Origin of the sequence: Arsenophonus endosymbiont of Aleurodicus floccissimus, assembly GCF_900343025.1 — a bacterium.
Taxonomy (GTDB): domain Bacteria; phylum Pseudomonadota; class Gammaproteobacteria; order Enterobacterales; family Enterobacteriaceae; genus Arsenophonus.
Genome location: NZ_OUND01000003.1, coordinates 296,229 through 309,135, shown reverse-complemented (window position 1 = coordinate 309,135; position 12,907 = coordinate 296,229). Strand labels below are relative to the sequence as shown.

General features: G+C 38.5%; 9 protein-coding genes, 3 pseudogenes and 1 riboswitch. Of the genes and pseudogenes, 4 read left to right on the top strand and 8 right to left on the bottom strand.

Annotated features, from left to right (window positions below):
- Positions 1-214 precede the first annotated feature (214 nt).
- The 3 genes and pseudogenes from tolC (at position 215) to ARADI_RS11780 (ending at position 3,713) form a co-directional block, all read left to right on the top strand.
- Positions 215-1,609, top strand: coding sequence for an outer membrane channel protein TolC (gene tolC, locus ARADI_RS11790; RefSeq protein ID WP_119712165.1), 1,395 nt, complete (start codon positions 215-217; stop codon positions 1,607-1,609).
- 212 nt (positions 1,610-1,821) lie between these two features.
- Positions 1,822-2,543 (top strand): annotated as a pseudogene (locus ARADI_RS11785) (DUF1190 family protein).
- A 5-nt stretch (positions 2,544-2,548) separates the two neighbouring features.
- Positions 2,549-3,713: pseudogene (locus ARADI_RS11780) on the top strand (glutathionylspermidine synthase family protein).
- Between the two features lie 114 nt (positions 3,714-3,827).
- On the opposite strand, the gene ARADI_RS18545 reads toward ARADI_RS11780, so the two are convergent.
- The 4 genes from ARADI_RS18545 to ribB form a co-directional block, all read right to left on the bottom strand.
- Complete coding sequence (locus ARADI_RS18545) at positions 3,828-4,124, bottom strand: phospholipase D-like domain-containing protein (RefSeq protein WP_238149426.1); 297 nt, start codon at positions 4,122-4,124, stop codon at positions 3,828-3,830.
- A gap of 48 nt (positions 4,125-4,172) precedes the next feature.
- Positions 4,173-4,448: a phospholipase D-like domain-containing protein gene (locus tag ARADI_RS18540; protein WP_238149425.1), complete on the bottom strand. Its 276-nt coding sequence runs from the start codon at positions 4,446-4,448 to the stop codon at positions 4,173-4,175.
- Positions 4,449-4,809: 361 nt separating this feature from the next.
- Positions 4,810-5,631, bottom strand: a complete 822-nt coding sequence (locus tag ARADI_RS18535) for a phospholipase D-like domain-containing protein (protein WP_238149424.1) — start codon at positions 5,629-5,631, stop codon at positions 4,810-4,812.
- 257 nt (positions 5,632-5,888) lie between these two features.
- Positions 5,889-6,542, bottom strand: coding sequence for a 3,4-dihydroxy-2-butanone-4-phosphate synthase (ribB, locus tag ARADI_RS11770; protein WP_119712164.1), 654 nt, complete (start codon positions 6,540-6,542; stop codon positions 5,889-5,891).
- A gap of 122 nt (positions 6,543-6,664) precedes the next feature.
- A riboswitch (FMN riboswitch) is annotated at positions 6,665-6,830 on the bottom strand.
- Positions 6,831-7,068: 238 nt separating this feature from the next.
- Here ribB and ubiK point away from each other — a divergent pair.
- Positions 7,069-7,311, top strand: a complete 243-nt coding sequence (ubiK, locus tag ARADI_RS11765; protein WP_119712163.1) for a ubiquinone biosynthesis accessory factor UbiK — start codon at positions 7,069-7,071, stop codon at positions 7,309-7,311.
- Positions 7,312-7,391: 80 nt separating this feature from the next.
- On the opposite strand, the gene hldE is transcribed toward ubiK, so the two are convergent.
- The 4 genes and pseudogenes from hldE to ARADI_RS11745 form a co-directional block, all read right to left on the bottom strand.
- Positions 7,392-8,819 (bottom strand): bifunctional D-glycero-beta-D-manno-heptose-7-phosphate kinase/D-glycero-beta-D-manno-heptose 1-phosphate adenylyltransferase HldE, encoded by a 1,428-nt coding sequence (gene hldE / locus ARADI_RS11760; protein ID WP_119712162.1) that lies wholly within the window; start codon positions 8,817-8,819, stop codon positions 7,392-7,394.
- 169 nt (positions 8,820-8,988) lie between these two features.
- Positions 8,989-11,340, bottom strand: a pseudogene (gene glnE, locus ARADI_RS11755) (bifunctional [glutamate--ammonia ligase]-adenylyl-L-tyrosine phosphorylase/[glutamate--ammonia-ligase] adenylyltransferase); the annotation flags it as partial.
- 147 nt (positions 11,341-11,487) lie between these two features.
- Positions 11,488-11,664, bottom strand: a complete 177-nt coding sequence (locus ARADI_RS11750) for a hypothetical protein (RefSeq protein ID WP_182853232.1) — start codon at positions 11,662-11,664, stop codon at positions 11,488-11,490.
- Positions 11,665-11,992: 328 nt separating this feature from the next.
- Positions 11,993-12,670, bottom strand: a complete 678-nt coding sequence (locus tag ARADI_RS11745) for a CYTH domain-containing protein (protein WP_238149423.1) — start codon at positions 12,668-12,670, stop codon at positions 11,993-11,995.
- Positions 12,671-12,907: the final 237 nt, after the last annotated feature.

The following is a 12,907-nucleotide window of genomic DNA, read 5'->3' as shown; positions in this document are numbered from 1 at the left end:
CTCTCTGAATTTATATGCATTAACTGATAAAAAGTGAGACTTGTATAACGTTTTTTAAGGAAATTAGCTTATAAATAATGTAGCATTGGCCAGATTTAACATGATAGATGGCACAAACAGCTACCATGGAATAATGACATATTCTGCTAAAATTAGCGGTGTTCATGTTTTCTGAGATAACTAAAGCAAAAAATTGTATAATCAAGGAATCAGAATGAAAAAATTTATCTCTCTTTTTATCACCATTAGCCTAGTTGGACTAAGTGCCACTGGGCAAGCTGAAAATTTATTGCAAGTCTATCAGAAAGCAAAAGAAAGTAATCCGGATTTACGTAAATCACTAGCAGAACGTAATCAAGCATTTGAAAAAATTAATGAATCTCGTAGTCCTTTGCTACCACAATTAGGTTTAGGCGCAAATTTCACCTATAACAGCGGTTATCGTGATAATCATGACACGGAAAACAATCAACTTGGTGCCAATCTTAAACTCACCCAAACCATCTTTGATATCTCAAAATGGCAACAGTTAGACATGCAGGAAAAAACCGCCGGGATTGCAGATGTCACTTATCAAACTAACCAACAAAAATTAATTCTTGATACCGCCATAGCTTATTTTGACGTATTACGTGCTATTGACTTATTAGACTATATTGAAGCACAGAAAAAAGCCGTATATCGCCAGTTAGATCAAACAACCCAACGTTTCAATGTAGGATTAGTTGCGATTACCGATGTACAAAACGCTCGTGCTAATTATGACAGCGTATTAGCTCAAGAAGTATCGAGCCGTAATCAATTAGAAAATTCGCTGGAAAAGTTACGTCAAGTTAGCGGCATCTATTACAGTCAATTAGCGGCTTTAAATATTGCTCATTTCAGTACCCAGACACCCGCACGGGTAGAGAAGCTATTAAGAGATGCTGAAACGCGTAACTTGAGTTTACTCAGCGCCCGTTTATCACAAGATCTGGTGCGAGAAAATATTCGCTATGAACAATCAGGACATTTACCTACCCTTGGATTAGAAGCGTCAACCGGTGTTAGTAACACCCAGTATCATGGTAGTGGTAATCAACAAATATGTAATAGAAATGGTCCTAGCTATACTGGCCAAAATAGCGTCGGGCTGACGTTGAGTGTACCGTTATATACTGGTGGACGAACTAACTCATGCGTTGAGCAAGCACAGTATGGTTATATTAGTGCCAGTGAACAGCTTGAAAGTACTTATCGCAATGTTATTCAGATAGTACGCTCTTCCTATAATAATGTGATTTCTTCTATTAGTAGCATCAAAGCCTACCAACAATTGGTTGTTTCAGCTCAAAGCTCGCTAGACGCGATGGAAGCAGGCTATCAGGTCGGCACTCGGACTATCGTCGATGTATTGAACGCAACAACAGCACTTTTTCAGGCAAAACAGAATTTAGCCAATGCACGTTATGATTATCTGATTAATGATCTGAAAATTCAGTATGCCCGTGGGACTTTAAATGAAGGCGATCTGCTCCGTTTAAATAGTAGCTTAGGAAAAACATCATCCACCTCACCGGATGCTATTATCAATCCGATGAGTGTTCCGAGTGTTCCGCAAATACACTAAATAAATAACCCACTATTAATACCCATATATTGTGGGTATTTTTTATTGTAACGAAATTTAATTAGAAAAGTCGTATTTTTACCACTTAAAATAAATAATCAGGTTGATAGCCATCTTTCTACCCGCTTTATGCTTTAATTTCCAGCGTAATTACCCTATTCTAGTTTCACGATTTTTATTTCGACCTTTAGGATAGGTAAATGATGATGAAAATAAAGCGCACGAAAAATATTAATCAAGGTGCTTTTCGTAAAAGCTGGCGCGTCTACCGCTTAGCACCTGTTGCCTTAGCTATTAGTACGGTATTTATGTTGTCCGCTTGTGAGCAAAGCGACGAAACCGTCTCTTTATATACTAACGCAGAGGATTGTGCCCAAAAAAACCTGGCTCAAAGTGAACAATGTTCGCTGGCTTATAAAAATGCATTGTAGGAAGCCGGCTAAAACTGCACCTAAATATGCGACACGTGAAGATTGTGTGGCCGAATTTGGGGAAGAAAAATGTACTCAGGCTTCCACTCAAACTACAACTACAACCCAAACTGTATCTCAAGCTCAAGCTGGTTTAGCGACAGAAAATCAAGCTAGTAAACAAAGTGGTAGTTTCTGGATGCTATTAATGGTAAGTTACATGATGGGACGTCTAATGGGTGGTGGCACAGCTGCGCCAGCCCCTGCAGCGCAACCTCTCTTTAGCTCAAGCAATCCTTCAAGTCCCGCTAATGGAAAATTTGTTGATACTAGCGGTAAAAAACTATGAGCCGGCTGTAGCGGGAGGTAGAACTATGGCCGTACCTCCATCAGCTCTTGCTCCTAAACCGGCAACGACCACCACCATCACTCGGGGCGGTTTCGGTGAATCAGTCGCTAAACAACAGACTCGCATGCAGCGTCAAAGTGCCGCAACACCTTCTCAGCGTTCTATGGGAGGTTGATAGCGATGATAAGGATGCCAATCACTGAACGCCCTGATTGGAAAGAAAAGGCAGCTGAATTTGGTTTTCATTTTCACACTTTATACGGTGAACCTTACTGGTGTGAAAATGCCTATTACCAATTTACTATGCAACAAATCGAAGATCTTGAAGCAACCACCGCTGAATTACATCAAATGTACCTGCAAGTGGTTGAAAAAGTAGTTAGTAACGAGGAATTATTGATAAAATTTCAGATCCCTAAACATTGTTGGGAATTTGTTAATCACTCATGGAAAACTAACCAACCTTCACTTTATTCTCGATTGGATTTAGCTTATGACGGTAAAAGAACAGCAAAATTATTAGAAAATAATGCAGGATACACCAACATCTTTATATGAAACCGCATTTTTTCAGTGAATTTGGTTAGAAGATCAAATCAATGATGGCAATTTGCCAGCAAATGCTGATCAATTTAATAGCATACAAGAACAACTTATTGAACGCTTTGTGCTTTTGCGTGAATCATTTGGTTTTAACTGGTTACATTTTAGCTGCTGCCAAGGTAGTGACGAAGATCCCGGCACCACACAATACCTACAAGACTGTGCTCACGAAGCCAATATTTCCACCGAATTTCTCTATATTGATCAAATCGGTTTAGGTGAAAAAGAACAATTTACCGATCCTAATAACCAGGTTATTAGCAATCTGTTTAAATTATATCCTTGGGAATTTATGTTTGAGAGATTTTTTCTACTAAGTTAGCAGATGCCGGCGTAAGGTGGTTAGAACCTGCTTGGAAAAGCATTATTTCTAACAAGGCATTACTACTACCTATGCTATGGGAAATGTTTCCTAATCACCCCAATTTGTTACCTGCCTATTTTGCAGAAGCTAATTCGCCAAAACTGGACAAGCTATGTGATCAAACCTATTTTTTACGAGAAGGAGCAAATATTCGTATCATCGATAATGAACGTGAAATTGCCTCAGTAGACGGTCCATATGGCGAAGAAGGGTATGATTATTCAACAATTTTATCCGCTACCACAATTTGAAAATAACTATACATTAATCAGTAGTTGGCTGGTAAATGATCAACCGGCAGGAATTGGCATTCGAGAAGACAAACAATTAATTACCCAAGATCTATCCCGTTTTTACCTGCATATTATTCTAAATTAATCCATACAACATAAGAACAAAATAATGATAAGGCAATCATTATCTTGCTGTTTTTACTATTATGACTAATGAGTTGAAAAAATGACAAGTAAAATTCCATTGCCAGCTAATTAATTACAAAATATTTTTTGTCTGATTGGCATTGCCAGATGAACAATACAAATCTTGATTTAACTTGGGAAAAACATGGGGACTTGAGTATTTCCATACCTGCTGCCAATATTCTGCAATTAATTCTTCCACCGCCTTTTTACCTTCTACCACATAATTAAACTCAGAAAGATGACCTGGATAAAGATTGCCAGAGCCGACAACATATAGTTCATCGTCAATAATCATTAACTTGGCATGATTTGCCGGAGCAGCCGGCACCTTACGATAAATAAACCCACTGCCTTCAATCGTTGACATAAGAGAACTGCCAATTATACCTCGTGATGGCGGTTTTTTTGCCAGAGGTTACTGCTTAAGCATGGCGGTATATACCGCCAAATCGAGATTCGGCCCTTGATAAGTTTTTCCCTCCGTATTTTGTTGTTCTGATAGTCTATCAGTGAAAAAAAAAGGCGCTATCAATACTCGCTTCAATGCATCAGCACGATCGCCATTTTCATCACTCAATAATTCATAGGTATGAAGATCATGAGTGATGTAATATTTTAACAATTCAAAGGTTCGTTCAGCACCGGAGCCAAAAGAGTATTGATCACCCGCTGCCCCAGCGGCGGCATCCAAAGGAGACACAACAACATGGAGTTGTAATGATTTATTAGCAAGTAATGCTTCAATAAGCCACCGGAAACAGTATGATCAACCCATCTTTTTTCCATGCACTAATTAAATCTCGCTGCAAGATCCTAATCATATAGCGGGCATTTTTAATCAAACGTTCTTTCATGATTTCTGAGCCGTGATGATAATCGGTATTTATATTAGGCCCACAGTCCAGTATTTGCCAACAGATAATATCCTATCAGCTCGCTTATATTCTTCAATTTTACTATAGTCGTCTCCCTTTGCTCTACATTGATTATCAATATCTTCATGCAGCTGAAGCAGATATTTGCCCGGTTACCGACATCATTACTGCTGGATCTTATAGTGGATCTTCCGGTTTTCCTTGTAATTCACTGCTAATCTGCCATGACATACTTTTTACATCAAAATATTCTTTCTTTAGTAGATCACTATTGCATAACCACATTTCATTTAAATAACACTGAGCATCAAGCGCTGCCGCACCATGAACAATAACGGATACATCATGCACCGGAGGATAATTCCTGAATAAATCCATATTCACATTATGCCCCCCTACCAGAGATTCAACCCCATCAACAGCAATGATCTTGGTATGATTCCAGGTCATTCTAGTATAATTAATTGGCAGAAAATCTGGAAAAAGATTTTTTATAAAAGAATTGACCATTCCTTCATCAAGACGGAAAAAGCGACCTATCCAAATTTCAGGCATTAGTTCCCAATCTTGTGCTCGTGATTGAATAAGTTTTAATAGCTCATCTTTAAAAGCAATGTAATCAAAGGAACCTGTTTCTACCGCCGACAATCTATCTAAAAATACCGTTGGCGACTGACCAAAAGGAAAACGAAATTGAGTTGGTCTGGTTCGCCCTATTTTTTTTGACAACCCATTATCAATCGCCTGCAATATAATCTTACGCCAATCAGCATCAGGGCTGTTAAGTGAAGAAATATCACAGCGATAACGTGCTTTTTTGATTATCTCAATGATAGCTACCGCAAACTCTTGCGGGCGCTTAAAAGAATGGGGCATAATTTGTTCATCGAATAGGCTTCCCCAGGCGTGCGGAGTATCCATTAGGCGAACATAATTTGGACCACTAAGACGATGAAAATATTTTTTAAGTTTTTCCAATAAATTATCTATCTGACTCATGTTTAAAATTCCTTTTAAAATATGATAATCATGATAGAATAATTGAAATAATATAGAGCTGCGAATTGAAATAATCCGGTTTTACCGGCAAAGCAAATTTACGCATCATTCTTCAATCGCCATAGTTTTCCATTATGGCGATATATTTCAATATGGCAGGAATTTGAAAGAAAACTTTCCAGTATTGAACATACTGGTTTAAGCATAAAACTCAGATAGGGTAAAATTCAATCACCAGAAATAGCTTATTCAAACTGCTAACCTGCTTTTTTGGTAAATTGCTTACGATAAGTTACCAAATCCTCAATAGTTATTACCGGCATATCATATTGCTTGGCAAAGATAAGTACTTCTGGCATACGGGCCATGGTACCATCGTCATTTGTCAACTCACATAAAACGCCTGCTGGCTTAAAACCGGCTAAAGTCACCAAATCAATGGTAGCTTCGGTATGACCACGACGCTGCAATACCCCTCCTTCTTGGGCTCTCAACGGAAAAACATGTCCAGGCCGATTAAGATCGGTCGGTTTTGCATCATCGGCAATTGCTTTACGGATAGTCATTAAACGATCACTGGCTGAAACGCCGGTTGTTACACCTTCGGAAGCTTCGATGGTAATAGTAAATGCGGTTTGGAATTGACTAGAATTTTCTTCAACCATCATCGGTAATGTTAGCTGCTTACGGCGTTCTTCCGTTATACAAAGACAAACAATTCCACTGCCATGGCGGATAGTTAATGCCATCTGTTCAACAGTCATAGTTTCAGCAGCAAAAATAATATCACCCTCGTTTTCACGACCTTCGTCGTCAAGTACCATAACACCTTTACCTTGACGTAATGCCTCAAGAGCACGTTCTATACGTTCGATCGGATTGCCATACGCGGAAAGTGACGTCTGATTCATGGTAAAACCTCATCAATAAATACCAAATTACCAGAACCAGGGCTAACGTGAGAGTATAAAAAATTAAATCAGTATCTTAAAAATCTGCACACAATTTTGGCAGGCCTCAAAACTACAGATATCGTTATTCTCTCCCATCCGGACTATAACCGTCGGTTCCAAAATCTCACTGGATCTGCTGACTTCCATCACAAAATGCTATAATGGAACGCTAGCGGACTTTATTATTCAATTAACAGAATAAATATCACCGCCGGTGGAGAATTTCACTTCGCCCTGAGATAAACAGCTAAACTATATCGTGAATATAATTCTGTAGCAATCAACAATAACAAAATATATCATGGATATAGTATTTTCATTTATATAGTCAGCCAACTTAGTATTAAATGGTTATTCCGCTAATTTAGACCCATTATTATCAGCAAATTTATTAAAAATAATTTTGTCAAAGTAAGCTGATTATTTTAAGATCTGCTAATAAATAACCTATAGATTATAATTTGTGACCTAAAAGGATAGCGTAATGCTTGACGCGAAAAAAATTGAACAAGTTGTTCGCCAGATCAAAGATACCTTACCGCAAGGAGTACGCGACTTAGGCGAAAATCTTGATAAAAAGCTATGGGCAATATTACAGTCTCAGTTAGGAAAACTCGATTTAGTCTCACGTGAAGAGTTTGATATTCAAACACAAGTTTTACTACGAACCCGTGAAAAAATGGTACAAATGGAAAAACGCATCGAACAATTAGAAAAAAATGGCTAGCCAGCCAGCGAAAACAAGAATGAATAACAAAATGCCACGATACTAATATCGTGGCATCGCTATTTTTTTATCTCAAAATATTAATCACTTTTCATAATAGTATTAATAATATTTGTCGTAGACAGCCCCGCTTCAAAATTAAGCACTTTAACTGCACCACCTGCCGCCCAGACCTCTTGACTACCGGCAATATCTTCCGGCTTATAATCACCACCTTTGACTAATACATCGGGTAAAATTTCACTGATCAGGCGTTGAGGAGTATCCTCTTCAAAAGAGACCACCCAATCTACTGAGCCTAGCGCCCCTAACACGGTCATACGTTGAGCTAATGGATTAATAGGACGATCATCACCTTTTAGCCGTTTAGTTGAAGCATCACTATTCACAACAACAATTAATCGATCGCCTAACTTACGTGCATTGGCTAAATAGATAACATGCCCAGCATGTAGGATATCAAAGCAACCATTGGTCATCACAATCTTTTCGCCACGGCTGCGAGCAGCTGCAACCGCATGCTTTAGTTGCTGCTCGTTCATCACACCAAAACCATCATCAGTTCGGCCATAAATGGCATTCTCCAGCTCAATGGGTGATACCGTTGAAGTACCCAGTTTTCCAACCACGACTCCAGCAGCCGTATTAGCTAATACACAAGCTTGATGAAAATCGAGTCGAGCTGCCAACGCCGTTGCCAAAACACCAATGACCGTATCACCAGCTCCGGTAACATCATAAACTTCCTGCGCTTGGGTCGGTAAATGTAAAGGCGGTTTTTTACGCTGCAACAGTGTCATCCCGCGTTCTGAACGAGTGATAAGTAATCCCTTAAGATCAAGGGAATCAATTAACTTCATTCCTTTCTGCTCAATTTCGCTATTGTTTGCGCATTTACCAACAATAGCTTCAAATTCAGACATATTGGGAGTCAATAAAGTCGCTCCACGATAACGTTCAAAATCACTGCCTTTCGGATCAATAAGAACTGGCACTTGAGCAGCATTTGCTAATGCAATAATCTGCGAAATTTGTGCTAACGCACCCTTGCCATAATCAGACAATACCAGTGCCCCGACGCGTGGCAAAGCTTGCCAAATCCGATCTAACAGCGGATTTATATCGATATCACCGAATCCTTCTTCAAAATCAAGTCGAATAAGTTGTTGATTATGCGATAAAATTCTCAGCTTAGTAATCGTAGGATGCGTTGATAATGTAACAAAATCACAACATACGTTAGCTTGATTAAGTTTCTCGGTTAATACTTCAGCAGCATCATCAATACCAGTCAGACCTACCAAACGAACATTAGCGCCCAATGCAGCAATATTCATGGCAACGTTAGCACCACCACCAGGACGTTCTTCTTTCATTTCCACTTTAACGACCGGAACCGGCGCTTCTGGTGAAATTCGGTTAGTTAATCCATACCAATAACGATCTAACATAACATCACCGATCACCAAAATACTAGCCTGTTTAAAATCAGGGAGAGTGATTTTCATCCATACTCTAATTACAAATAAATTACCGCAATCAAGATTGCTACCAATAGTAACATAGCCCAACTCTATCAATCATACTAAAAGTATGACCAGTCAATGCTATTTCAACTTAACTAGCATAAAACCATTTTTGCCAACTAAGCAGAACTTTTTTACGTTGCTATTCAAACTAAGAGACTAACACTTTACTGGGTAACGCCTGTAATGACAAATGATGCAAGGTATCTCGCATTTTAGTATAAATTTGAATTAACTGTTCAGCTTCCTCGGTAGGCATTACAGCACATTCAGCTAACATGATAAAAATACGTACATTATCTGACCAACAGAGTAATTCTACAATATCTGTGCAGTAAAGTAATACCAGATATTGAGTAATAAATTCAATGTCAGTGATACCACCAGGATCGGTTTTTAAATCAAAATATGCCTGCTGCCGCTTAGCTTGATGCTGATACATTTTTTGTCACATTTCAACGATCTGTTGACGTAATATCGTTTCTTCTCTTGGTATGAGCAGTGCTTCGCGTCGAATTCGATTAAACTCTTGTTCTAATGACGGTTCAGCGAAAATCGTTCGTGCTCGGATCAAAGCTTGATGCTCCCAGGTCCATGCTTGCGTTTTCTGATAATCCTCGAATGATTGGAAAATACCTACCAACATGCCAAATTCGCCAGATGGACGCAAACGAGCATCTACCTGATAAAGAATACCCGAAGAAGTTCGCGTACTAAAAAGATGAAGAATTTGCTGAGCTAATCGTAAATAAAACTGGCGAGCTTCAATTATGTGTCGCCCATCGGTAACAACACCCAATGGGCAATCAAACAAAAAAACTAAATCTAAATTAGATCCATAACCCAATTCAAAGCCACCTAGCTTACCATAACGCTTAATTAACTTATTCCACGCCCGCTTTAACACTGTATCAATAATGGCTTCCGCTAAATAGGTTAAATGATCACTCACTTTAATAACAGTAAGAACACCAGAAATATCTTCTGCGGCAATGCGTAAAAGCTATGCTTATTTAAATTGCCGCAATGCTTCAAGTTGCTGTTCATCATCATCTTCATCAATATGCAATAAATATTGTCTCAATTCATCGCGATAAGTGGTAACAGGTAAAGACTGGTATAGTGAGAAGGGATCGATTAATTCATCCAGTAACAACGGATGACGAGCTAATTACTCAGCGATCATTGGTGAAGCCGCATAAAGACGGATCACATGGGTTAATACCTGTTCAGACTCTAAAATTAATTCTAAATAAGTTGTTCGGCTAACTATACTAAGTAGCAAAGGAATAATTCGTTGCAAAATACTATTAATATTATCTCTATGAGAGATTTTAGCTATCAATTTTGGTATCAATTGATCAAGAACATCGCGACCACGGGGACCGATAGTTCGCTTAGCTAAATCTTGGCGAAATAGCCATAACTATTTAATAATATTTTGCTTTTTTTCGTCATTAAATTCAGAAAATAGTGGGGGCAAATTCACTTTCATTAGCAATTTGTTGCCAAAAATAGACAAAATATGTTAACTCCGTATTATCGCTTTTCTCATTATCTTGGCCAATAATTTACTTAAATATAGCGTGGACACTTTGCATTCTGGCAATGAGTTGCTGATAAAACGCCAACCAATCGTCAAACCCCATCGCCCATGCCAGTCGCGCACGATATAAAGTTTGCTCAGGTAACGTCTGGCTTTGTTGATCATTAATCGATTGCAATATATTTTCTGTTCGACGTAAAAACAGATAATTATCTGTTAATTGTGTGACCTGCTCCGTTGTCAGCAATGAAAGCTCACCAATTGCAATCAATTTAGGTAACAAAGCCTGTAAGCGCAATTTAGGCTCACGACCACCTCGAATTAACTAAAAAACCTGGCCAATAAACTCGATTTCACGGATACCACCTGCACCCAATTTAATATTATTCTGCCAACCATGACCATGTACTTCACACGCTATCATGTTTTTCATATTACGCAACGATTGAATAACACTAAAATCGATATAACGTCGAAAAACAAAGAGGCGCAACATATTTTTTAACCCATCGGTATAAATTGAGGGATCATTATCTATCATGCGCATTTTGATCATGGCATAACGTTCCCAGTCGCGCCACTGTTCCTGATAATGATCTTCTAAAGCAGAAAAACTAATGGCCCACTATCACCAAACGGACATAGAGGCATATCAACGCGATAGACAAAACCATCTATCGTTTTTTGCGTTAATAGGCTAATTAATTTTTGGCCTAATCGAGTAAAAAACTGGCCATTTTCCATCTGACGACGACCCCCTTGGGTAACTCCATTTTCAGGAAAGGCAAAAATCAAATCAACATCAGATGAAAAATTTAACTCTCCGCTACCTAACTTACCCATAGCAAGGATCAACAATGGTTGTGGTTGCCCTAGGTTATCACAAGGTGTTCCCCAATTTTGACAACACTGGGCATACAACTAATCTCTCGCAGCGATGATTAACGTTTCGGCAAGCACACTCAGATGCTGCAATATTTATGGCGTACTATCCGCATGTAATATTTGTAGCCATACTATTCTAATCAGTATTTGATGGCGAAACTGCCTTAAGATCCGCTGCAACCCTTCCTCGGCAGTTATATTGGCGAGCTGTTCGATTAATCATTGATGATAATGTTGCCATTCGCCTATTTGCGGTGGCTGTTGTCGTATAATCGTCCACCAGGCAGGATGATTTTTGATCTGCAAGTAGGCAAAATCACTTAAGGCAAAAAATATTTTTTCCTGTGACGATATAGGTAAAAGTTCAGGCGCGTAACGCTGAAAATCATCTACCACCCTTTGCGCCTGGCTGAACCAAGATTGATGACAGCAATTTCATAAAATGCCTTTCATTAGGATAGTGTTAAAGCCGTAAGCCATTGGGTAAAAGCAAGTTTGCAGTGCAATCAATCCGCACTATAACAGAGTTGCTGAGGTTGAATATCCTCAGTAGCCAATAATGCCGTTATTTTTTTAATGGCAATGCTTGAATAAAATAAGGAATAGAATGAGAATAATGGACTAAAAATGCCTGTATCAATACCAGCAAATGACTCAAATTTTGCTTTGCTTGTGGCCGATTATCTAACCAACACTCTTCATAATGCTGCCAATACGCTAATAACTAGTTTAAGCCCTGTTCAATCGGCATAGTATGCCAGTTACAGTGTGGCAAAAAGTATATAGTATCAATATAGTCATAGTCGCTATGTTGAACTAACGAATAGCCTCGCTCAGCCTTACTTTTATTTGCTAAACGCAACCCTTCAATGTTAACAAACTCTAATAGCTCGATCAATGTGCCCTTTTTTAGTTCCAGTTCAATTTCCATAATTGGTTTTTTTCTGGCACCGGCATAAATGCTACCTTGATACAATACAATTTTAATTTCACTCCCCTGATAAGTAACAATCCATTTTTCACGAGAGAAATCAGTATAGAACAAGGTTGTTAACTGTGATTGTAAACGAGCAATATTGGTATTTTTTAACCATATTTCGCGAGAAAATGCCAAAAGATTCAGCTCAAGTTTATTAATTTCCACATTGTATTCAGGCCGTTGATGTAAACCGCCAATAACCTTACCGGCGGTTTTTATCGTCATTTCATAACGACCATCACAACCGCGGATCCTTAACCCCATATCCCAGCGACGTAATTGATGATCAACTGTTTCAAAATAAATATTTGACAGTTTATGTAAGGAGAAGTGTGTATAGCGAAAACATATTATTTTTTCACGGATCCGCTTAATAGCTTCCGGACGAACAGACAATTTTAATTCAATTTCTAGCTGACGCATATTTAGTCCAGATTTTCTGATATTTTCCCCCAAAAAGGATAAACGTTTCTATTTTTATTTATACTGTCTAGTCGCATACTTAATGTAGATTATTATTTTTTCTATTTACTCTGTTGCTGATTAAAAACGGACAGTTTCATGATTAACGATAGAAAGGAGCTTTAAGTTTAACATAAATAAGCCAGAAAACAGCTGCCAAAGCGTGATTCATTTTTCTTTACCAACAGTAAAAAACTT